General features: G+C 66.5%; 22 protein-coding genes. 5 read left to right on the plus strand and 17 right to left on the minus strand.

Translation table 11 applies throughout. The annotated features are described in order from the left end of the window. Positions 1-81 precede the first annotated feature (81 nt). Positions 82-543, plus strand: a complete 462-nt coding sequence (locus ACQ4MJ_RS20825; RefSeq protein ID WP_055395804.1) for an Lrp/AsnC family transcriptional regulator — start codon at positions 82-84, stop codon at positions 541-543. A 36-nt stretch (positions 544-579) separates the two neighbouring features. On the opposite strand, the gene ACQ4MJ_RS20830 is transcribed toward ACQ4MJ_RS20825, so the two are convergent. The 4 genes from ACQ4MJ_RS20830 to ACQ4MJ_RS20845 form a co-directional block, all read right to left on the minus strand. Continuing rightward, the gene (locus ACQ4MJ_RS20830) at positions 580-1092 is read right to left on the minus strand and encodes a DUF1993 domain-containing protein (RefSeq protein ID WP_055395783.1); all 513 of its coding nucleotides are present in this window, start codon (positions 1090-1092) and stop codon (positions 580-582) included. A 101-nt stretch (positions 1093-1193) separates the two neighbouring features. After that, positions 1194-1433: a hypothetical protein gene (locus ACQ4MJ_RS20835; protein ID WP_055395781.1), complete on the minus strand. Its 240-nt coding sequence runs from the start codon at positions 1431-1433 to the stop codon at positions 1194-1196. 72 nt (positions 1434-1505) lie between these two features. After that, complete coding sequence (locus tag ACQ4MJ_RS20840) at positions 1506-1949, minus strand: hypothetical protein (RefSeq protein ID WP_121508001.1); 444 nt, start codon at positions 1947-1949, stop codon at positions 1506-1508. Between the two features lie 183 nt (positions 1950-2132). After that, positions 2133-3401 carry an MFS transporter gene (locus ACQ4MJ_RS20845; RefSeq protein WP_431151423.1) on the minus strand — a complete coding sequence of 423 codons (1269 nt, stop codon included), beginning with the start codon at positions 3399-3401 and terminating at the stop codon, positions 2133-2135. 65 nt (positions 3402-3466) lie between these two features. Between ACQ4MJ_RS20845 and ACQ4MJ_RS20850 the strand changes: the two genes are divergently transcribed. The 3 genes from ACQ4MJ_RS20850 (at position 3467) to ACQ4MJ_RS20860 (ending at position 6979) form a co-directional block, all read left to right on the plus strand. Beyond that, positions 3467-4483, plus strand: a complete 1017-nt coding sequence (locus tag ACQ4MJ_RS20850) for an AraC family transcriptional regulator (RefSeq protein ID WP_431151422.1) — start codon at positions 3467-3469, stop codon at positions 4481-4483. Positions 4484-4652: 169 nt separating this feature from the next. Then, positions 4653-5972, plus strand: a complete 1320-nt coding sequence (locus ACQ4MJ_RS20855) for a hypothetical protein (RefSeq protein ID WP_431151421.1) — start codon at positions 4653-4655, stop codon at positions 5970-5972. A gap of 368 nt (positions 5973-6340) precedes the next feature. Further along, on the plus strand, positions 6341-6979 hold the full coding sequence (locus ACQ4MJ_RS20860) for a flavin reductase family protein (RefSeq protein ID WP_431151420.1): 639 nt from the start codon (positions 6341-6343) through the stop codon (positions 6977-6979). Here the strand turns inward: ACQ4MJ_RS20860 and ACQ4MJ_RS20865 are convergent. Continuing rightward, a complete protein-coding gene (locus ACQ4MJ_RS20865; RefSeq protein ID WP_431151419.1) occupies positions 6957-7397 on the minus strand; it encodes a tautomerase family protein in 441 nt (146 codons plus the stop codon). The two genes, ACQ4MJ_RS20860 and ACQ4MJ_RS20865, sit on opposite strands and share 23 nt — an antisense overlap. Positions 7398-7564: 167 nt before the next feature. Here ACQ4MJ_RS20865 and ACQ4MJ_RS20870 point away from each other — a divergent pair, with 167 nt between their 5' ends. Next, positions 7565-8536, plus strand: a complete 972-nt coding sequence (locus tag ACQ4MJ_RS20870; protein WP_431151418.1) for a LysR substrate-binding domain-containing protein — start codon at positions 7565-7567, stop codon at positions 8534-8536. Positions 8537-8959: 423 nt separating this feature from the next. On the opposite strand, the gene ACQ4MJ_RS20875 is transcribed toward ACQ4MJ_RS20870, so the two are convergent. The 12 genes from ACQ4MJ_RS20875 to ACQ4MJ_RS20930 all read right to left on the minus strand — a co-directional run bounded on the left by ACQ4MJ_RS20875 (position 8960) and on the right by ACQ4MJ_RS20930 (position 20095). After that, entirely contained in the window at positions 8960-10123 is a 1164-nt protein-coding gene (locus ACQ4MJ_RS20875; RefSeq protein WP_431151417.1) for an alpha/beta hydrolase, read from the minus strand. 142 nt (positions 10124-10265) lie between these two features. Beyond that, positions 10266-11228: a hypothetical protein gene (locus tag ACQ4MJ_RS20880; RefSeq protein WP_218301383.1), complete on the minus strand. Its 963-nt coding sequence runs from the start codon at positions 11226-11228 to the stop codon at positions 10266-10268. Between the two features lie 192 nt (positions 11229-11420). Continuing rightward, positions 11421-12038, minus strand: a complete 618-nt coding sequence (gene lpoB, locus ACQ4MJ_RS20885; protein WP_218135467.1) for a penicillin-binding protein activator LpoB — start codon at positions 12036-12038, stop codon at positions 11421-11423. A gap of 42 nt (positions 12039-12080) precedes the next feature. Further along, on the minus strand, positions 12081-12494 hold the full coding sequence (locus ACQ4MJ_RS20890; protein WP_055395763.1) for a YcfL family protein: 414 nt from the start codon (positions 12492-12494) through the stop codon (positions 12081-12083). A gap of 35 nt (positions 12495-12529) precedes the next feature. Next, positions 12530-14056: a COG3014 family protein gene (locus tag ACQ4MJ_RS20895; RefSeq protein ID WP_055395761.1), complete on the minus strand. Its 1527-nt coding sequence runs from the start codon at positions 14054-14056 to the stop codon at positions 12530-12532. A 327-nt stretch (positions 14057-14383) separates the two neighbouring features. Continuing rightward, complete coding sequence (locus tag ACQ4MJ_RS20900) at positions 14384-15127, minus strand: hypothetical protein (protein WP_055395759.1); 744 nt, start codon at positions 15125-15127, stop codon at positions 14384-14386. A gap of 6 nt (positions 15128-15133) precedes the next feature. Beyond that, positions 15134-16489: a hypothetical protein gene (locus ACQ4MJ_RS20905; protein ID WP_431151416.1), complete on the minus strand. Its 1356-nt coding sequence runs from the start codon at positions 16487-16489 to the stop codon at positions 15134-15136. 236 nt (positions 16490-16725) lie between these two features. After that, positions 16726-17643, minus strand: coding sequence for a ParB/RepB/Spo0J family partition protein (locus ACQ4MJ_RS20910; RefSeq protein WP_055402181.1), 918 nt, complete (start codon positions 17641-17643; stop codon positions 16726-16728). A 38-nt stretch (positions 17644-17681) separates the two neighbouring features. Then, complete coding sequence (locus ACQ4MJ_RS20915; RefSeq protein WP_431151415.1) at positions 17682-17978, minus strand: cupin domain-containing protein; 297 nt, start codon at positions 17976-17978, stop codon at positions 17682-17684. A gap of 70 nt (positions 17979-18048) precedes the next feature. Continuing rightward, on the minus strand, positions 18049-18591 hold the full coding sequence (locus tag ACQ4MJ_RS20920) for an RBBP9/YdeN family alpha/beta hydrolase (RefSeq protein WP_431151414.1): 543 nt from the start codon (positions 18589-18591) through the stop codon (positions 18049-18051). A gap of 34 nt (positions 18592-18625) precedes the next feature. Next, positions 18626-19438 carry a ParA family protein gene (locus tag ACQ4MJ_RS20925; RefSeq protein WP_431151413.1) on the minus strand — a complete coding sequence of 271 codons (813 nt, stop codon included), beginning with the start codon at positions 19436-19438 and terminating at the stop codon, positions 18626-18628. Positions 19439-19480: 42 nt separating this feature from the next. Then, positions 19481-20095: a LysE family transporter gene (locus tag ACQ4MJ_RS20930; RefSeq protein WP_055402191.1), complete on the minus strand. Its 615-nt coding sequence runs from the start codon at positions 20093-20095 to the stop codon at positions 19481-19483. Positions 20096-20267 lie beyond the last annotated feature (172 nt).

Raw genomic sequence — 20267 nt, forward strand, 5'->3', positions numbered from 1 at the left:
GCCCTGAAAAAACTTTGCTTTTATGCCCTGATTAACGCCCAATAAGGGAAACGATTTCTCACATGTCCCTTGAAACAGAATCTGGATTCCATTGACCGCCAGCTGCTGGCGATGCTGCAACACAACGCCGAGACGCCGCTGGCCGAGCTGGCTGAGGCCGTGCACCTGTCCAACACGCCCTGCTGGCGGCGCATTCAGTGGCTGCGCGAGAAGGGCTACATCACCCGCCATGTCGCCCTGGTGGACCCGCGCAAGGTGAATGTGGGTGTGACGGTGTTCGTGGCCGTGAAGACCAACCAGCACCACCAGCAATGGTTTGACACCCTGCGGGATGCCGTGATGGGCATCCCTGAGATCGTCGAGTTCTACCGCATGAGCGGGGATGTGGACTACCTGTTGCGCGTGGTGGTGCCCGACATCCGCGCCTACGATTCGGTCTACAAGCGGCTCACGCAGGCCGTGGCGCTGTCAGACGTGAGTTCGAGCTTTGCGATGGAAGAAATAAAGTTCACCACGGCGCTGCCGCTGAACTATGCGCAGTAGCGGCCACCGAGGTGACCGTCTGCGCACAGGCCCTGATCAGTACTTGCCCATGTAGTCGCGTTTGCCCAGCTCCACACCGTTGTGCCGCGCAATGGCATAGGTCGCGTTCACGTGGAAGAAGAACTGCGGCAAACCGTAGTGCAGCAGGTAGTGCTCGCCGACGAACTGTTTTTCGCGCGGTGTGCCGGGCTGGATGGTGATCTGGCGCGTGGCGGCATCGGCAAACGCAGCCTCTGGCAGGCCTTCGACAAACGTGAGCACGGTGTCGATGCGTTCATTCAGGTCGGCGAAACCGGGACGCTCGGCGTCGGGGAAGGACGGCACCTCCACCCCGGCCAGACGCGCCGCCACGCCCTTGGCAAAGTCGCAGGCAATCAGCACCTGGCGCGCCATGGGGAACATGTCGGGGAACAGCCGGGCCTGCAGCAGGGCATCCGGCTCGATCTTGCGCGCCGTGGCATGGGCCTCGGTCTTGGCCAGCACGTCTTTCAGGGAGCCCAGCATCTGGCGAAAGACGGGGATGCTGGCGTTGTAGATGGGGTGGGTCATGGGGTGTCCTGGAAATGGTGTGAGGCAGCAGCAGGGGCCACTTGTTGCCCCATCGCCGGGCCGCATTGCAACACACCCCACCCAGGCTTGCAGCTGAAAGGTCAAGCAGGCCGCGACTGGGCCAGTGCAATGGCCGCCTGGATCGCTGCGCGGGCCTGGGGGCTGTTCTTCCAGCAGGTGGAGCCCACCATGGCCGAGGCCGTGGAAACAATGTCCAGGGCATTGGCCTTGCCCAGATGCGCCAGCGATTCAAAGCCCATCTGTTCAAGCCGGGCGACGACGGTCGGCCCCACGCCCTTCACGTTGAGCAAGGCGCGGCGTTCTTCAAGGGGAAATGGCATGGCAGGAGTATGCGGGAGCCTAAGAGTTGTCGGACTGAGAGATCGTCGGCTGCAAATCGACCGCGACGATATTTAACGTCCACCCCCGCCCCTGCGCCTCATCGCCAGCACTCCGAAAGCCACCGCCACACCAAAAACCACGTGCACCACCAGGCTCGGCAGCACCACGGCCAGCCCCAGGCTCCAGGGCAATGGATCACCAAAGTAGATCGGGAGCGCCAGCGAGTTGACGGTTGCGTAATAAAGTGCACCGTAGACAGCACCCACACCCAGCGCCCCGCCTGTGACCATACGGTGCAGTGGCAACACTACCAGGGGAAGGGCAGACACCCAGCCTAGAACCAGGTGTTGAACGAATAGCGCGACGGGCCCGGGCTGCGCAAGGTACAGGGCCGCAAACTTGGGGCCGTAGTGCCCGACGCGCATCTCCAGCAGCCGAAAGAGCCAGCCCGCCGGCATCATGGCCAGCGCAGCGAAGGTGCCCGCCGCGATGGATTCCAAAGCAATCTTGCGCATGGGTGTGTACGAACAGGGCAATGAAGGGTTGGTGACCAAAAGCAGCAAGCGCCGTTGCGGCCAAGCCCCGGCTGGGGCTACCGGCGCGGGGCGCGCGTTCAGCCTGGCATTAGAACGCGTTCGACCTGTCTCTCGACAGCCTCGCCAGCGCGGCGGGAGTGCCCGTAGCTGCCCCAGCGTCCTTCAGACCGCCGTCGCCAGGGGCCTGGCAGCTCGTGCCGCAACCCCCACCCCCACCAGCGCCGCCGACACCACACTCAGCGCCAGCGTGAAGGCCGAGCCGTAGAAGATGCCCGAGGTCATGCCGTGGTCCAGCATGGCGCCAAACGCGGGGGCGGCGAGGCAAAAGCCCAGGTCCAGCCCCGAATACACCGTGCCATACACGCGGCCCGTGGCGCCGGGGGGCGCGGCGCGCTTGATGAGCATGTCGCGCGAGGGGCCCGCCAGGCCCGTGCCCAGCCCGGCCACCGAAGCCACCACCACCGCCGCCATACCGGGCAAAAAGCCCAGGCCCACCACCACCAGCAGCGCGGCCGAGCCGAGCAGGCACACCGAGATGATCTTCTCCAGCCGCTGCACACGCCCCACCAGGAAGCCGCCGATCAACATGCCCACCGCGCCGCACAGCATGTAGCCGGTGACCACCATGGCCGTGATGCTCAGCGGCAGGCCATACATGGACTGCAGCGCCGGGCTGGCAAAGCTCTGGATGGCACTCAGGGCGCAGGTGCTCCAGAAGAAGAACGAGAAACACAGCCACACCGAGGGCAGCTTGAGGAAGGCCATGGGGTGCTCGGGCTTCGCCGACCCGGCCCCGCCCTTGGCCTGGTGCGCCCAGGCGCCCTGGCGGTCGTCCAGCGCATCGCGGTTCCAGACCATGATGGCCAGCACCACCAGGGCGAACAGCCCACCGCACAGGCAGGCCGTGCGCCACGAGCCCGTGGCCGTGGCAATGCCCGCCATGAACACGGGCGCCGTGGCCCAGCCCAGGTTGCCGCTGATGCCATGCACCGAAAAGCCATGCCCCAGGCGCTGCGGCGACACGCGCTTATTGAGGATGGTGAAGTCCACCGGGTGGAACGGCGCATTGCCCAGCCCGGCCAGCGCGGCCGCCAGCAACAGGCCCCAGTAGCCCTGCGCCGTGCCCGCCGCCAGGCCCGCCGCCGCAAAACTCGACAGCGCAAAAAACATCACCGGCCGCGCGCCCACGCGGTCCACGATGAAGCCCGACAGCGCCTGGCCCACGCCCGAGATCACAAAAAACACCGACACCAGCAGGCCGAGCTCGGAATAGCTGAAGCCAAACTCGCCGATCAGCCACGGGAACAGCGGCGGCAGCAGCATGTGAAAGAAGTGCGAGCTGCCATGGGCCAGGCCAACGAGGCCGATGGTGCGGGCGTCCTGCCGCAAGGGCACGGGGTTGGCGGTGGCGCCAGAGGATGAAGCGGTCATGGGCTTGATCTTAGGCACGCAGGCTTCGGCAGGTTTACGATAGGCGGCCAACTTCTATCGCAAACATGCCAAACCCCGCCGCCGCACCCGCCCCATCCCCCGAGCCGGTGGTGGAGCACTTTGCCGCCCAGGTCGTCCCCCGTCCAAAGGCCGGGAGCTCGCGCGGAGCGGGGCGCGGGCTGTCGTACGTGGGCTCGCTCACGCCCGAGCTGTTTGTGCCCACCACCGCCCGCCCGGTGCGCGCCAAGCTGCGCTGGCTGGCAGCCGACACCCAGGTGATGCCCCACAGCCACCCCTGGGCGCAGGTGGCGATCTCCACCACGGGCGTGATCCGGCTCACGGTGAACCACGGCACCTACATCGTTCCGCCGTCGCGCGCGCTCTGGATTCCACCCGGCGTGGAACATGCCGTGACCATGGTGGAAGACGCCGACCTGCGCACGCTGTACTTCCACCAGCCGCGCGGCCGGTGCGGCCCGGGCGCCCTCGGCGGCGATGGCGCCGGCCCCAGTCATCGCGGCGATGGCCCGGGCGCCAGTCATCGCGGCGAAGACGATTCGGCCGCCTGGCGCCAGTGCCGCGTACTGGAGGTGTCCGACCTGCTGCGCTCGCTGGTGCGCGAGATGCCCACCACGCCCAACGGCGGCCCCGCTCTCACGCCCGCCCAGCGGCTGCGCGAGCAGCACCTGAGCGCCCTCATCCGCGATGAACTGGCCCGCGCCGCCGCCGTGAAGCTGGGCGTGGACCTGCCCCAGGACAAGCGCCTGCGCCACCTGTGCGAGGCCGTGCTGGCCGACCCCACGCGCCATGAAACACTGGCCGACTGGGCGCAGGACACCGGCGCCAGCCCGCGCACCGTGGCACGGCTGTTCCGTTCCGAACTGGGCAGCACCTTCACCCAGTGGCGCCAGCAGGTCATCCTGGCCAAGGCCGTGTCGCTGGCTGCCGGGCGCATGCCCATGGGCCAGATCGCCGCCGAGCTGGGCTACAGCCCCAGCGCGTTCAGCGCGATGGTGCGCAAGTCGGTGGGGCAGCCACCGGGGCGGTTTCTGGGGCAGCAACACCCGGCGCCTGAGCAATAGAGGCTGTGCAAGGCTGCACCACCGGCCTACGCGCGTGAAAGGGCTCAAAACGGCGCGCTCCTGACGCGCCAACGGCGTCTTGTCCTTCGAACTTGTCGCTGCCCGCCTACGTTTGGAAACATGTGTTGCGCCCACAGTGAGCTCATCCCTAGCACCAGGTTTGAACCCCATGACAAAACAGATTCGCCACCATGTGGCAGCCCTTTTCCTGCTTCTTCCCGTCGCCAGCGCCCTGATGGTCGTTCCAGGTACGGTCATGGCGCAGCCCGCCGCCCCTGAATTGCGATCACTGCAGGTAGCGACAGACGACGGTCTGCGGGCCGGCGCCGACCTGCAGTTCACGGTAGAAGGCACACCGCGGGGCAAGGTTCAGCTCCGTGTGGCTGGCGTGCCCCGCGCCATCGTGCTGCAGGAAACCGAACGGGGCGTGTACACGGGCAGCTACACAGTCCGCCGCCAGGACCGGCTCAACGAAGGCAGCGCCGTGCGCGCCACGCTGAAGGTGCGCAACCGCACCATCACCAGCAACTACACGCTTCCGGCCAACATTGGTGACCGGAACGTGGTGGCCGCACCGCCACCCGGACTGAAGATCGACCGTTTCTCGGTCGCCCCCATTGACAAGATGGAGCCCGGCGCCGAATTGCGCTTGACGCTGAACGGCGCGCCCGGAGGCCGGGCGGATTTCGACATTCCCGGTGTCATCGACAACGTGCCGATGCGCGAGGTATCGCCCGGCGTGTATGAGGGCGCGTACACCATCCGCCGCATGGACAACCTGGCGCCATCGCGGCCCACGGTCGCCACCTTGCGTGTCGGGGACCGCACGGTTTCGTCGACCCTGACCCAGCCTTTGATCGCCGATGCCAAGCCGCCGGTGATTCGCCACGTGTCGCCGCGCGACGGGGAAACGGTCCCGCGCAGTGCGGCCACTTCGGTGTCCGGCACGTTTGATGACGTCGGTGGTGTGGGTGTAGACCCCAAGAGCGTTCGCATCGTGATCGCGGGTCGCGATGTCACGTCCGCCTCGCAGGTCACGCCGCAGTTTTTCACCTACCGCGCTGACCTGCCCACCGGCCGGTATCCGGTCGAAGTGACCGCCCGGGACCTGGTGGGCAACGGCATGCGCCAGAACTGGACCTTCAACATCGCTTCGCAAGTGAACGCCGCGCCCACCACGGTGCAGCTGCAGGTGACCAGCCATGCCAACCATGCCACAGTGGACAGAGGCGCCGTGGTCGTGCGCGGCCGCACCGTGCCTGGCGCGGTGGTGGATGTCAAGGTGAATGCGGTCGGCACGCTCGTCGGTGCGTTTGGCCTGAATCAGGAATTGCTGTCGCAGCGTGTGCAGGCAGATGGCAACGGTGACTTCTCGTTCAGCTTCACATCGCAAATACCGCTACCCGGCACACGCTACGAAGTGACAATGAACGCCGAAAGGGGCGGCATGGCCCCGACAGAGACTCAGCTGGTGCTGTTCCAGAAATAAGGCGCTGCCGGCACCTCGGCGGTGACCCGAAATCGCCGATTACCCATGGACCCCTCGCGGGTCCATTTTTTTGGGCGGAGCCTTTTCGGCCTGCCACCCGGGCATGGGGGCGGCTGATAGCCCTGCCCTTCGGTCTTACGTGTTGATCACCGCCAAAGCCACTGCTCCAGTGGGCGCCACCCCTTTTGATAGAAATAGCCCCCTAGCGCTTGACCATAAAGCGCTTTTAGCTATTACTTCAGTAGCATCTTTGAAATCCCGGTGACTGCCTCCCGCAGAAGCCGGAGGTAATGTACGACCCGGAGACTGCGCGGTGAAAGGAACACCCGCTGCAGCGTGCACATCCCCATCCACCTCACTGCCCCCCCATGACCACCGCCCCACCCCGCCGCGATGACATCCACAGCTACGAGCCCCGCCTGGGCCACGGCCTGCCGCACGACCCGTTCAACGCCATCGTGGGGCCGCGCCCTATCGGCTGGATTGCCACACAGAACGCAGAGGGCGCCACCAACCTCGCGCCCTACAGCTTTTTCAACGCCTTCAACTACGTGCCGCCCATCGTGGGCTTTGCCAGCATTGGCTACAAAGACACGGTGCGCAATGTGCAGGAGACCGGCGAGTTCGTGTGGAACCTGGCCACGCGCGAGCTGGCCGAGGCCATGAACCAGAGCTGCGCCGCCGTACCGCCCGAAGTCAGCGAGTTCGACCTGACCGGCCTCACCCCCCTGCCCTCTACCCGTGTGCGCCCGCCGCGCGTGGCAGAAAGCCCGGTCACCTTTGAATGCCGCAGCACGCAGATCCTGCAGCTGCAAGGCGCGGACGGAATGCAGGTGGACACCTGGCTGGTGCTGGGCGAGGTGGTGGCCGTGCACATCGACAAGGCGCTGCTGAAAGACGGCGTGTACGACACGGCGAACGCCGGCCACATCCTGCGCGGCGGCGGCCCGGCGGACTATTTCACGGTGGGGCCGGAGCAGCTGTTCAGGATGTTCCGGCCCCGGTAGCGGGTGCCACGGCTCGGGCTGCCGCGCTGTTTTGCACCAGGTCCATCGCAAACCGCCCGTGGCCCACGGACCAGTCGGAATAGTCGTTTTCGTGCATGAAGATGAACACGTCGGCCGGGGCCACGCCCGCCATGGCCTGCAGGTTGCGCGCAATGGCGGCGTAGAGGGTGCGCTTCATCGCGTCGCTGCGCCCGCGCCGCAGCGTGATCTCGACCACCACCACGCGGTCGGAGCGCGCCACGCCGTTGAAGGTGGGGCTGCAGGCAAATTCGCCGGGGGCGTAGCCAGCCACCAGGTTGAACAGCTCGTCCGGCGGCATCCCGATGGCGTCCACCAGGGCCTGGTGAATGCCTTGCACGATGGCATCGCGCGTGGCGGCGGGGGTGTTCTGCGGGACGTTGGTGCGGATAAAGGGCATCGGTTTTCCTATGTTCATTCAAATCAAATAAAGACATTCAAACCAGCGCTTGCCAATTTGCGAGCAATTCAAGGGTCTAGCGCTTGAAATTCCATCCATTTTTACTATCAATTTCTTGATTGAAAAGCGATGATTTGGCTGGATTCATGTGCTCTAAAATCACATAGATGAGCCATCGCCTGCCCCCACTGAGTGCCCTGCGCGCGTTCGAGGCCGCCGCCCGCCTCGGCCGCATGACGGCGGCGGCGGACGAGTTGGCAGTCACGCCCGGCGCCATCAGCCGCCAGGTGCGCCAGCTGGAGCAGCACCTGGGCGTGGCCCTGTTTGACGGCACCAAGGCCCGCCCTACCCTCACCCCGGCAGCGCATGTGCTGCAGCCGGTGCTGACCACCGCCTTTGCCCACATCGCCGATGCGGTGCGCGAGGTCAGCGACCCCAGCCGGGGGCCGCTGGATGTGGCCTGCTTCAGCACCTTCACCGTGAAGTGGCTGATACCCCGGTTGTTCGACTTCCAGGCGCAGCACCCGGGCATCGAGGTGCGCCTGCGCACCACCGACGCTGGCACCGGTGCGGGCCGCATGCACGGCGACCTGGCCATCACCGCCGAAGAGGCCACCGGGGCATGGGATACCAGCAAGGAACAACGGTTGTTCCCCGAACACCTGGGCCCGGTGCTGAGCCCCGAACTCGCGCAACGGGTGGCGCTGCACCAGCCCGCCGATCTGGCCGACCCGGCCCTTGCGCCCCTGCGCCTGCACACCCGCACGCGGCGCAACGCCTGGGCCATGTGGGGGGCTGCGGCGGGCGTTACCGTGCCCCTGCCCCTGCCCCTGCCCCTGCCCCTGCCCGTGCCTACGCCTTCACAGGCGGGGCCCGAGTTCGAGCACTACTACTTCACGCTGGAGGCCGCCGTGCGCGGGCTGGGCATTGCCGTGGCCCCCTGGCATCTGGTGATGGACGACGTGTTGGCGGGGCGGCTGGTGGCCCCGCTGGGTTTTGTGGCCTCGGGATATGACTACGTGGTGCGCCGCCGCACCAGCGGCCCCCTGCCCCGGCTGGATGTGTTCTGTGCCTGGCTGCAGGCGCAGGCCCTTGCCAATCCCGTCCCTCCCGGGCCGCAAGGGCCACCGTCGGGCTGAGGGTCCGTTTTTTTACCGCCTCTGCAGCGGCGCAGCTGGCTGCTGCACAAGGCAACTTTGCCACAGGCGGTCTTAGAACCTGTTCAAAATCTTTTCGGGGATCGCATTGGAGTGCCATCGTGATGGACGTGGAAGCTTCGGATGCGCCGCATGGGCTCATGCCCATGCAAGCAGCTGAGGTGTCCAATCGCCCGATTTCACTCCAACCCTGCGGGCAAGTGCCTTGCCGGGCGGTCTGCGGCGTTGCGGCGCTTGCCAATAGCCAAGCTATTGGCTGCACCCCGCGCCTTGCATCCCATCCCGGCAAGGTACTTGTGCGACCCCGAAAAGATTTTGAACAGGTTCTTAGGTCTGCTGGCGCCCGCGCCAAAAGCGCAAGCAGCCATCAACCCAATAGCAAACTGTCTGCGGTGCGATCCTGGCTCAGGGAACGCCCACTGATGGCAACAGCATCAGGGGCCGGTCCAGCAGCGGCGCGCACAGCCCTGAGGCCGGGTTGCGCGCCCATTGCTCGATCCAGGCCCAGACCAGCTGCACGCCGTCTGTGAGCGGCCCCGCACCGCGCTGCAAGCTGTGGTTGGCGCCGTCCAGGCGGCGCGCGCAATAGGGCACGGTGCGCAAGGAGGCCAGCTCTGCAAAACGCTCGTAGGCCGCAAGGGGCACCAGCGCATCGTCGCCACCCCACACCTGCAGCAACGGCCAGGGGCTTCGCACCAGCGGCAGGGTCAAGGACCAGTTCCACAGGTCGCGCCAGTAGCCCAGGCTGCGGCCCTGCGCTACGGCACTGTCGGGGCGGCGTCCAGCCACCATGCGGCCCAGTTCCTCCCAGTCGGCTTGCGCCCCCAGGCGCTGGGCTTGCAGGGCTCCCGCCTCCTGCGGATCAAGGCCACTGGACGCCAGCACCACCAGGCCCGCGAGTTGCGGAACCTCGGGTGCCAGGGCGGGCAGCAGTTCGGCGCCTTCGGAGATGCCCACCAGCAGTTGCGGCAGCGCGGGTGCGCCTTCGCGCGCGCGTTGCTGCGCATCTGCCACCAACGCCGCACGGGCGTGGGCCAGCCAGCTGGAGAGGCGGTCTTGCTGCACGAAATCGCGTGCGCAGTCTGCGGGCGCCGTGCGCGCCTGCGGGTCCACGCCGGGCTTGTGCAACACCAGCACCTGGGCATGCAGCAGGCCGGCAAAGTAGCGGTCGGCAATCGGCCCCATGCCCGCGCAGCCGGAGCCGGGGATGACGATCACGCGGTAGCGCAGCGAGGCGGTGCGCTCGCTGCGCGTGAGGGCCAGGAGCGTGGCGCCATCAGCGCCTGGCAAGGGCCGCAGTGCAAAGCGCTCCGCAGGGGGTGGTGTCTGGGTGGCTGCAGGAGCCTCCTGTGCATTGGCCTGTGCAGGCGCCGTGGGCGTCTCTGTGGAAGCCTCTGGCCCGTACACATTCACCAGCGATTCAGACGCTGCCGCCGCATAGAACGGCGGGGGCGAGGCGCAGCCACCCAGCACCACGGCAACGGCCGTGGCGACGAAAAACGCCAGCACCGGGCTGGCCAGGGGCCGCAAAGGTGCGGCAGAAGCAGAAAGGTGTTTTACGTTGAGCACAGGCCACAGTCTGGCATGACTGCGACCACCCCGGGCGCTGCACCTGCTACGGGTGGCCGCCCAGCGCGAGATGCCGAGCAAGGGGCTGCAGCCCCCGGCGGTCGGCACCGAGTGGCAGCGCCTCACGGGGTTGCCACCCCTGCTACTTCAAGATGATGACCTGCTCAGGCTGCTGGGGCTGCGGCATGGGCATGGGCTGGCCGCCCTGTTGGTAGACCACGGGCGGGCGCACGCCGCGCGACAGGTTGGCGTCGGTGTAGCCCAGCTGCATGGCGAGCTGCTGGTACACGTCCTGCGCCAGCGACAGCGAGGTTTCGCGCATCACCTTGGCGCGGTTGGGGGGGGCGATGTCGCCACGGATCGACAAAATCTTGGTGTCGTTGCCTTCGCCCTGGGCAGAGAACGCGGCCTTGATCTCGTAGGTCTTGGTATTGATGAGCGAGAAGTCGGCCAGGAGCTGCAGGCCGTACTGGCGCGTGGCGCTGGTGGTGCCTTGCAGGGGCGAGAGCGCGTCGGTGAAGTCGATGCTGGAGACCACGCCGAACAGCACGTAGTCGGCGCCGTTGAACTCGCCCTTCTTGATGCGGCTGATCACGTCGTTGACCTGGGGCTGAACCTGCGGCGTGGCCATCTTGCCGCCCTGCACCTGGTTGAGCACCTGCTCGGCCTTGCTCGGCTGGGGCTTGCCTGCGTCAAAGCCCTTGCCCTGGATCAGGCGGAAGTACGTGCCCTGCAGGATGGCGCCCTTGATGTCGTTGGTGTAGCCGCCCAGCTCGCGCTGCTCGATGTAGCTGTAGCGCCCGGCCACGTAGGTGCCGCTGGCCTGCTCGGACGCCTGCATCGAGTGGCTGCCCGAGTGCGAGCCGCCACCGCCATAGGGGCCGTGGCTGTAGCCACCGCTGTGGCTGCCGCCTGCGCTCATCTGGCTGCTGCGCTGGTAGGTGCCGGCCACAAAGTATTCGGACACGCGCTGGGCATAGGCCAGGTCGGTCACGGCGATCTTGGGCGCCGCGCCGGGCTGCTGCGCCTGGGCGCCCGTGCCCCAGGCCATGGTGGTGGCGGCGATCACGGCCAGGGCCGTGTGCAAAGTGGTTCTGCGTTGCATGGTGTGCTCCTTGTGAGCTAACGGAAAGTCATGAATTCATCGAGCGATGTGGCCTCAGCACCGACATCCTTCGAAACTGGCGCGGCCCAGGCCAGCGGCCGCCGTGCAAGGGCCGCCCCGCCGCGCTGGCGGCGTCCCCCTTCCCGCGCGCAGCGCGAGAGAAAGGGGGAAGCGGCGCAGCCGCTCAGGGGGTTACCTCTTACTCGTCTTCCGGATTTCCTTTTCGTCCTGCCACTCGATCGTGCCTTCCTGCACATCAAACAGCTTGAGCGTGAACTTGTAGTACACGTCCTTGGTCGCGTTGTTCTGCTTGACGATGCTGGTCAGCTCGCCTTCCATGCTGTACTTGGCGGCCGTCATCTGGCCGACCTTGGCGGTGGTGCCTTGCTTGTACAGGCCGCTCTGGTTCTGGCGCTGCAGCTCGTCCACACCGGCCTGCATCTCGTTGATGGAGCGCACGAAACGCACCTTGCCCGACTTGACCAGCGAGGTCTGGATCGAGTTCATCACGTTGGTGGTGTCGATGTATTCGCTGGTCTTGTTCTTCACGGTGGAGATCGTCACCGTGGGGCGGCCCTGGAAGATGCCGGTTTCGAGCAAACCGCCGGTCATCTTCTCGGCAATCATCTGCAGGTCGGTGGAGCCGAATTCGTTGGTCACCAGCTCGACGGCCTTGGCATCGCCGTAGTTGACCTGGCGGTCAAAACGCACGGTGGGCGAGGACAGGTTCTGGCAGGCCGACAGGGCCAGGGTGCTGGCCGCAAAGGCCAGGACCAGCGCGCTGCGCTGGATGCGGTTCTTGGTGTTCATGTTGGTTTACTCCTCACTCAAACAGGGATTGGCGCGGCGCGATCAGCGCGGCTCCACATTCATTTCCAGGCGCAGGTCCACGGCAGCGCTGGTGGGCGCCACGCTCTTGACGGTCTGCTGGCCCAGGCCCAGCACGCTCATCTGCTTCCAGGACTCGCCATCGCCCACCTGGTTGCCCACGTTGTCCAGCCACTTGAAGCGGTAGAACACGGTGCGGTCGGTGCGGCCCATATTGGCCATGTCGGCCTGCACCACCAGGATGTCGTTCTTGCGCACGATGCGCATCTCGCGCACGGCGATGCTGTTGGCTTCGCCACGCAGGGCGACCTTGGACGCCACGGCCAGCGGGGTGGCCGGGTCGTGCAGCTGGGCGCGGGCAGCGGTGGCCAGGGTCATCGCGAGGACCGCGCACGCAACGGCGGGTGCGGCGGCGGCAAGGGCAAAACGGGTTCTCATGCCAGAGGCTCCTTGAAAATGGGACATGTTCGGTTTCAGTTCTTGGCGGCAGGCGTGGCCGAGGTGGACTTGACCGCCGACTTGGGCACCGAGCGCGTGCGGGTGGTGGTGGTCGTCGTCGTGCGCACGGTGGTGGCAGGCTCTGCGGCGGGCTGCGGTGCCGCCGCCACGGTGGGCAGCTGCCCCAGCATGGCCACGTCGCCGGTCAGCACGCTGTTTTCATACATGCGCAGGGGCACCAGGGCGTACTGGCCGTCGATCTTGATGGGCTGGGGCAGCTGGCGGCCGTTCACGCTCACCACATGCTCGCCGGGCGGCAGGTAGCCACGGGCCACATACACGCGGCCGGGCAGCATGCGCCACATGCGGTCGTCGGCCTGCTCGGTGGCCACCGAGGCGGCCGCGCCGATGATGCCGCCGATGAGGCCGCCGCGCTTTTGCAGTTCGTTCTGCAGCACGCCCTTGGCCACGGCGCGGGTGAAGCCACGCAGCACCATGCCGGGCATTTCGTCCTTGAGCGCGCGGCGCGCCATCACGTTCACGTCCACCACTTTTTCCAGTTTGAGGTCGGTGCCAGCAGCGGAGATGGTGGTCAGCAGTGGATCGGAAGACGGCTCGATCACGGGGTAGGAGATGCTGGCCGTGACCAAACCACGGCCCGTGGGCACGGGAATGGTGAAGGCCTTGGGCTTGCGCGCCGGGGCGTCACCGGCTTCGACGATGAAGAGCACGTCGGTCATGCGCTGGCGGCGCTTCCAGGTGAAGCCCGTGCGCGTGTCCAGGCCGCGCAGGCCTTCTTCGAGCACGCCGGTTTCGGGCTTGAGCTCGATGGCCTTGCGGTAGCCGGGCGCGGCCAGGCCGGGCTCGTTGAGCATTTCGTACAGAAAACCGGCCAGGTAGTGCGAAAGCGCGTTCTGGTAGCCGTTCTTGAGCGCCAGCACTTCGGGATCGTTCAGCGTCTCGACGGGGTAGCCGTTGAGTTCCTTGCCGCCAGAGGTGGCGCCCTTGGACTTTGCTTCTTCTTCAGCGGCCAGGGTTTCCTTGGCGCGGAACTCGGCAATGATGGCTTCGCGTTCGTGCGTGCGCTTGATGTCCACACGGGCGTTTTCAAAGTCGCCCACGGCCATGCGGTTGAGCGCCAGGCGCGTGGTCACCCACACCTTTTCATAGTCCTGGCCCTCGTAGACCTTCAGGCGTTCGCTGATCAGCGCAGCGCCCACGGTGCCCATGAGTTTGCTCGGGTTGGTCTTGGCGGTTTCTTCCCATTCCTTGACCTTGTTGTCGGCCAGCAGGAAGGCGTTGGTGCTGTCGGGGTAGCGGCGGTCCATGCGCAGCAGCTCGCCGCGTTCCATGTTGTAGAGCAGCGCGGTTTTTTCTTCTTCGGTCTTGGCCGTGCTTTCGAGCTGGGCGATGGCTGCGGGAATGCCGCCGCTGCGGCCGGCGTTCTGCATGTCGGTCGCCAGCTTGTCATGGCTCTGCATGGTGGCGCAGCCCGTGAGGGCGGCGCTCAGGGCCAGCACCCACAGAAGGCGCGGGCGGAAACGGGATGGATGGGCGGTCATGAATGCTCCTTGCAGATCGGTCGGTGGTGCACCAGAAAACCCCGGCCATGTCCACGCGCAAGACGGCACCGCGCTGCAGGCACACCCGTCAGAGTGGTGCGCCGCAGAGGCTGGTGGGGCCTGCAGGATGGGAGGTCCGGACAAGGAAGGTGCTGGCGGCCGGTGCGCCCCCTCCCGGCGCGTTCACGTGCTGCTGGCAGCCCCCTCTGGCTGTGAGTTTCTTGGTAGTTTTGTATGGGGTTGTAGCCAGGGACGCAATGTAGCAAAAGCTTGTATCTTTTCTGTAACCGTGGCGAACGGCTCAAATCGCAATCCAACAGTGCCATTTCATGCCTCGACGCGGTTCAGGGGCATGCGATACAGCCACACCACGCGGCCACCGGGCGCACGCAGCTGTGCACAGGGCAGAACGCCGGGCACCGCAAATTCCAGGCTCACCAGCCATGCCCCGGTTGCCAGCTCGGCCTGGGCCTTGGCGGCGGCGCGGGCCATGCTTTCGGGCCGTTGGAACAGATAGACCATGCGATAGGGGCTCCAGTCCTCGGCCCACATGTCGGCGCGCCGCACCTGGGCCCAGGGGCACCGCAGGGCGCACAGCAGGCGCAGGGGCCAGCTCCATTCGATGCCCTCCAGCTGTGCGGCCGGGTAGGCGTGGCGCAGCGCCTTGAGGCCATCGCCCACGCCGCTGCCCGCATCCAGCACCCGGGCACCCAGCGGCAGCGGAGCCTGCGAGGCGAGCGACTGCAGCGCGTGGTGGGGTGTGGGAAACAGCGGTGCATCGCGCCAGGCGTTCAGGGGGTAGACCAGCAGCAGCAGCGCCAGCGGCACCAGCCAGGCCCAGGTGGGCAGGCTGGCCGCGCCCAGCAGCGCCAGCGACAGCGGAAAGCCCGCCGCAATCAGCCCCCGCCTCCACCAGCTATCGCCCAGGACACTGGCCGCCGTCCCCAGCAGGCAGGCGACCAGCAAGGCAGCCACGGGCGGAACCGCACGCTGGAGCGCCACAAAAATCAGCCACGCGCACGCCCACGCGACCAGCGCGGGCAGGGGCCAGGGCATGCGCAGGGCCAACATGGGTTCTTAACGGCCCAAAATGCCGCGCAGCAGGTTGACGGGGTTCACCACGTTGCCCGCGTTGCCGGATTCCGCACCGCCGTCGCCAGCGGGCTGCTGGCCGGTCGGCGCACCGCCCATGCCGCTCGAATAGGCACCGCCCGAAGCGGCCGGCGGAGCAGCCCCCATGCCCCCGCGCCGCCCCTGCATCTCTTCGCCCAGCATGGCCATGGTGTGTGATTTCACACGCACGCGCACGGCCCATTCGGGCTCCCACGCGGCCTTGGGGTCCGCCGGGCGCGGGGGGTGCACGATGTGGCTTTCGCCGCCATAGGCCATCATGCGCAGCATGGGCGTGGCGTCACGCCCGCCGCCCGCAAAGATGCCCTGCGGAATGGCGCACTGCGTGGTTTCGGGCTGCAGCAGCACACGCTCCTTGAGCCAGCGGTCGATGGTGGCGGGCGACAGGTAGTCGAACAGGCCCATGCCCGTGTCGGGCGTCTCGGCGCTGGACCACATGATGAGGTCGTCCCCGCTCTGCGACATGGCGTGCAGGTAGTAGGCGCGCGCATTGCGCACGGGCTGCCAGCTGGTGCCCATGCTGTCCTGCGGCTTGCCGGTGGTGCGCAGGTCGATGGCGGGCATGAGGTCTTGTGCCGCACCCAGCGTGAACTTCATGGACGCAGGCACACCGTCGCCGCGCACCTGGTGTTCGCCCACCAGCGAGCTGTCCCGCGACAGGCTCACCTGGTTGCGTTCGTTGGGGTACAGCGCATAGGCCGGGCCCACGCGCGGCCCCCGGTCGGGCACGGCGCGGCCGGCAAAGGCCTGTGCGTAGTCGGTCGGCTTGGCGCGCGCCAGATCGATGACGCGCGGCTGGCCCGCACGCACCGAGGCGCCGCAGCCCCAGTACAGCAGGATGCGGCCCTTGGGCTGGTGCTGCTGGTATTCCTGCGGCACCTCGCCCGGCTCGGTCTGGGTGGGCTGGGCACGGGGCGGGATCAGCGGAAGGGATTCGCCCATGCGCATGCCAGGCGGTATGGCCTGGCTGGCTTCGACGCCGGGGCGCAGGGTGTTGTGCAAGGCGATGTCGATGACACGCGGCGGCATGATGGACATGGCGCGGGCGTGGCCATAGGACGTGTTACCACCACCCGCCCTGCCCTGCGCGCCACCGCCCACCCCCCCCATCAGGCCGCCGAGCATGCCGCCGCCACCGGGCAGGCTGTCCATCTCAGGCATGCCCGCCATGGTGCCGGTGGAGACATCCATCCACAGCTGGACTTTGGGGGCCTTGGTGGTTTGGGCCTGGGCGCCCAGGCTGGCGATGCACAGGCCAACGGCCAGGCAGGCGGGGGTCAGGACGAAGCGCAAAGAGGTCATGGGGTCTGCTCCAGGAGATACATGGATCACCCGGCAAACCATCGTGGGCCACAGGGCGGCACTTTCGCCGCCCTGTGAAGAGGCCTTGCGGTCAACCCGGGTGTGTTGAACGCAGCGCAGTGTAGGCCCCGCACAGACGCATTTTGCCTGTGCAAGTTACCTGTGGAAACCGTTTGTGTGCGCTATTTCACGCAGGCTTGCGCGGCGACAGCGCCGCGCCCCGGACCAGCGGTCGATCAGCCGCGCAGGCGGTCGATCAAGCCATTCAAAGCTTCGAGCGAGCCGAACTGGATCGCCAGCTCGCCCATGTCCTCCACCCGGCCATGGCGTTTCACACGCTTTTTCACGCGCACCTCGACCTCGGCCATGAGCAGGTCTGAGAGTTCTTCTTCCACGCGCTTCATGTCGCGCGACTTTTCCTTCTGGGGCTTTTGCGGCACCAGGCTGAACTCGGCACCGATCTTCTTGACCAGCGCTTCGGCCTCGCGCACGGACAGCTTCTTGGCCGCGATCTGGTTGCCCGCGGTGATCTGGGCCGCGCGGTCCAGCGACAGCAGCGCGCGCGCATGGCCCATGTCGATGTCGCCCGCCATCAGCATGGTCTGCACGGGCTCGGCCAGGTTCAACAGGCGCAACAGGTTGCTGGCGGCGCTGCGCGAGCGGCCCACGGCCTGCGCGGCCAGTTCGTGGGTCAGGCCGAACTCCTTGACCAGGCGCTGCAGGCCATGGGCTTCTTCCAGCGGGTTGAGGTCTTCGCGCTGGATGTTCTCGATGAGCGCCATGGCCGCCGCCGACTCGTCGGGCACATCGCGCACCAGCACTGGCACCTCGGCCAGGCCCGCCAGGCGCGAGGCGCGGAACCGCCGCTCGCCCGCAATGATTTCGTACTTGCCCGCGTTGTCCCCACCCGTCAGGCGCCGCACCAGGATGGGCTGCATGATGCCCTGGGCCTTGATGGATTCGGCCAGCTCGTACAGCGCACCCTCGTCCATGCGCGTGCGGGGCTGGTACACGCCGGGCACCAGCTCGGACAGCGGCAGGCTGCTGGGCAGCCCGGCTTCGGCCGCCTGGGCCTGCTCCACTTTTTCTTCGACCTTGGGGCCCAGCAGGGCTTCCAGGCCTCGGCCGAGGCCCTTGGGTTTTTTGGTGACCATGAAATGCTTCTCGCGAAAAGGAATGGGGAAAAGATTCTTCAGCGGTCGATGATGACCAGCGTGCCATGGCTGCCGGGCGCGACGGCGTGGGGCACCCCCGCGGGCACGATGAACACCTCGCCCGCATTCACCTCGGTGACCTGCCCCTGCAGGTCCAGGCGCATGCAGCCGTCGAGCACCAGCAGCGCCTCGTCAAAGTCGTGCGACTCGCCGGGGTAGGCGGCATCGTCCATGCGCAGCACCTTGAGATTGGCGCCTGCCGCCTGGCCCACGACCGTGGAGTTCCAGGCGCGGGGCAGTTGGTCGGCGATGGCGGACAGGTTGATTTTGGTCATGGATCGGATCACTGAGAAATTTGGTAGTTGACGGCTACACGGCGCACCACGCGCCACAAGGCCCAGCGGCTCATGCCGGGTTGGCCAGCTGCATCAGCCAGCCGTGCCCCTCGTCCCAATCGCCCAGGCCCGATTCGGCATTGATGTGGCCGCGCTCGCCGTAGTCGATGAAGCGAGCGCCCCAAGCCTGCGCCAAACCCTCAGCGCGCTCCAGGCTGCAATACGGATCATTGCGGCTGCCCACCAGCAGCGCCGGGAACGGCAGGGGCTTGCGTGCAATGGGCGCCCAGCCGTGGATCTGCGCGGCCAGATCGGGTCGCTCCACATCGCCCGGTGCCACCAGCAACGCACCCAACACGCGGTGCGCGTTGGCCGAATGCGCAGCCCACCACGCGGTGAGAACGCAGCCCAGGCTGTGCGCCACCAGCACCACGGGGCCGTCGGCATCGACCACGGTCTCTTCCAGGCGCGCCGACCAGTCACCGCGCAGCGGGCGCATCCAGTCGTGCTGCTCCACGCGCTGGTAGCCGTGCACAGCCTCCCAACGGCTTTGCCAGTGGTCGGGGCCGGAGTTCTGCCAGCCGGGCAGCAACAGGATGTTGGACGCCTTCATTACTATCAATTTAATAGCTGTTAGCGCTTTTCCATCAAGCGCCAGGTGCCATTTTTGCTATGGAAGATGCAGCAGCAGGCATGTTTTTCACGCGGTCCACCATCTCTTGCGCAAACTCGACGAAGGCTTGGCTGCCCTTGGCCGCCGGGTCAAACACCACGCCGGGCAAGCCGTAGCTGGGCGCTTCGGCCAGGCGCACGTTGCGCGGGATGACGCTGTTGAACACCTTCTCGCCAAAGTGGCCCTTGAGCTGGTCGCTCACCTGCTGCTGCAGGGTGATGCGCGGGTCGAACATCACGCGCAGCAGGCCGATGATCTGCAGGTCGGCATTGAGGTTGGCGTGCACCTGCTTGATGGTGTTGACCAGGTCGGTCAGTCCTTCGAGCGCGAAGTACTCGCACTGCATGGGCACGATCACGCCATGGGCGCTGCACAGGCCGTTGAGGGTGAGCATGCTCAAGCTGGGCGGACAGTCGATGAGCACGAAATCGAAGTCGGTATCGGCCTCGGCCAGCGCTGCCTTGAGGCGCTTTTCGCGGTGCTCCAGCGCCACCAGCTCCACCTCGGCGCCCGCCAGTTCGCGGTTGGCGCCCAGCACCCAGTAGCCACATTTTTCCGACAACACGGCTGCCTCTTTGACCGAGGCGGATTCGAGCAGCACGTCGTACACCGTGAGGTCGAGGCTGCGCTTGTCCACGCCCGAGCCCATGGTGGCGTTGCCCTGCGGGTCCAGGTCCACCATCAACACGCGCTGGCCGATCTTGGCCAAGCCCGCAGCAAGGTTGACGGTGGTGGTGGTCTTGCCAACGCCACCCTTTTGGTTGGCAACGCAGAAAATTTTGGCCATGTGGGTGTTGCAGTCCGTGTTGTTGTTGTCGTTGTCGTTGTTTTATTTGGAGATGGCGAGCTTGATGCCAAAGCCGATCAGAAAGACGCCCGCCACCTTTTCCAGCACGCGGCCGATGCGCGGGTTGGCGCGCATGCGCTCGGCCAGGTGGTGCGTGAGCAGCACGGCGACCAGCCCATAGATAAACGTCAGCACCGCCACCGTCGCCGCCATCACGCCAAAGGTCAGCAACCCTTGGTGCCGGGCCGGGTCCACAAACAGAGGGAAGAACGCCATGTAAAACACGATGGCCTTGGGGTTGAGCAAGGTGATCAGGCCGGCCTGTTTGAAGTAGTGGCGCGGCTGGATGTTGAGGATGGGTTGTGCGCCGGGTTTGGCCGTGAGCATCTTGAAGCCCAGCCAGGCCAGGTAGGCCGCGCCCAACCACTGCACTGCATTGAACGCTGTGGGGTACGTGGCCAGCAGCGCCGCCACACCGGCCACCGCGGCCCACATCAACACTTGGTCACCCGCGATCACCCCCATCGTGGCCGCCAGGCCGCCCCGCACCCCGCCCTTGCTGGTGGAGGTGATGAGCGCCAGATTGCCGGGGCCCGGAATGAGCAGGAACAACACAATGGCGGCGACAAAGGCGCCGTAGTCTGCGATGCCGAACATGCTTAGGACTTCCGCAAATAAGGATGCAACGACGGTACGTGCTCTTGTGGCAGGAGGCACGCCCGATCCGGTTTTGCGTAAGTCATGATGATCTCTCCCGGTGTGCTGGACGGGTGCGCAGATGGAGGCACCCGAAGTGAGGTGCCGAGTTTACGCGACCACTCCGCCCCGG

It is taken from the genome of Acidovorax facilis, assembly GCF_050626955.1.
GTDB lineage: Bacteria > Pseudomonadota > Gammaproteobacteria > Burkholderiales > Burkholderiaceae_C > Acidovorax > Acidovorax facilis.

Excerpts from the sequence above, each read along its gene's own strand:
- ACQ4MJ_RS20900 (WP_055395759.1), bottom strand. The coding sequence starts at position 15,127 with ATGTTGGCCCTGCGCATGCCCTGGCCCCTGCCCGCGCTGGTCGCGTGG.
- ACQ4MJ_RS20855 (WP_431151421.1), top strand. The coding sequence starts at position 4,653 with ATGACAAAACAGATTCGCCACCATGTGGCAGCCCTTTTCCTGCTTCTT.
- ACQ4MJ_RS20870 (WP_431151418.1), top strand. The coding sequence starts at position 7,565 with ATGAGCCATCGCCTGCCCCCACTGAGTGCCCTGCGCGCGTTCGAGGCC.
- ACQ4MJ_RS20880 (WP_218301383.1), bottom strand. The coding sequence starts at position 11,228 with ATGCAACGCAGAACCACTTTGCACACGGCCCTGGCCGTGATCGCCGCC.
- ACQ4MJ_RS20895 (WP_055395761.1), bottom strand. The coding sequence starts at position 14,056 with ATGACCGCCCATCCATCCCGTTTCCGCCCGCGCCTTCTGTGGGTGCTG.
- ACQ4MJ_RS20845 (WP_431151423.1), bottom strand. The coding sequence starts at position 3,401 with ATGACCGCTTCATCCTCTGGCGCCACCGCCAACCCCGTGCCCTTGCGG.
- ACQ4MJ_RS20835 (WP_055395781.1), bottom strand. The coding sequence starts at position 1,433 with ATGCCATTTCCCCTTGAAGAACGCCGCGCCTTGCTCAACGTGAAGGGC.
- ACQ4MJ_RS20930 (WP_055402191.1), bottom strand. The coding sequence starts at position 20,095 with ATGTTCGGCATCGCAGACTACGGCGCCTTTGTCGCCGCCATTGTGTTG.
- ACQ4MJ_RS20905 (WP_431151416.1), bottom strand. The coding sequence starts at position 16,489 with ATGACCTCTTTGCGCTTCGTCCTGACCCCCGCCTGCCTGGCCGTTGGC.
- ACQ4MJ_RS20830 (WP_055395783.1), bottom strand. The coding sequence starts at position 1,092 with ATGACCCACCCCATCTACAACGCCAGCATCCCCGTCTTTCGCCAGATG.
- ACQ4MJ_RS20925 (WP_431151413.1), bottom strand. The coding sequence starts at position 19,438 with ATGGCCAAAATTTTCTGCGTTGCCAACCAAAAGGGTGGCGTTGGCAAG.
- ACQ4MJ_RS20890 (WP_055395763.1), bottom strand. The coding sequence starts at position 12,494 with ATGAGAACCCGTTTTGCCCTTGCCGCCGCCGCACCCGCCGTTGCGTGC.
- ACQ4MJ_RS20865 (WP_431151419.1), bottom strand. The coding sequence starts at position 7,397 with ATGCCCTTTATCCGCACCAACGTCCCGCAGAACACCCCCGCCGCCACG.
- ACQ4MJ_RS20850 (WP_431151422.1), top strand. The coding sequence starts at position 3,467 with ATGCCAAACCCCGCCGCCGCACCCGCCCCATCCCCCGAGCCGGTGGTG.
- ACQ4MJ_RS20920 (WP_431151414.1), bottom strand. The coding sequence starts at position 18,591 with ATGAAGGCGTCCAACATCCTGTTGCTGCCCGGCTGGCAGAACTCCGGC.
- ACQ4MJ_RS20910 (WP_055402181.1), bottom strand. The coding sequence starts at position 17,643 with ATGGTCACCAAAAAACCCAAGGGCCTCGGCCGAGGCCTGGAAGCCCTG.
- lpoB (WP_218135467.1), bottom strand. The coding sequence starts at position 12,038 with ATGAACACCAAGAACCGCATCCAGCGCAGCGCGCTGGTCCTGGCCTTT.
- ACQ4MJ_RS20915 (WP_431151415.1), bottom strand. The coding sequence starts at position 17,978 with ATGACCAAAATCAACCTGTCCGCCATCGCCGACCAACTGCCCCGCGCC.
- ACQ4MJ_RS20840 (WP_121508001.1), bottom strand. The coding sequence starts at position 1,949 with ATGCGCAAGATTGCTTTGGAATCCATCGCGGCGGGCACCTTCGCTGCG.
- ACQ4MJ_RS20860 (WP_431151420.1), top strand. The coding sequence starts at position 6,341 with ATGACCACCGCCCCACCCCGCCGCGATGACATCCACAGCTACGAGCCC.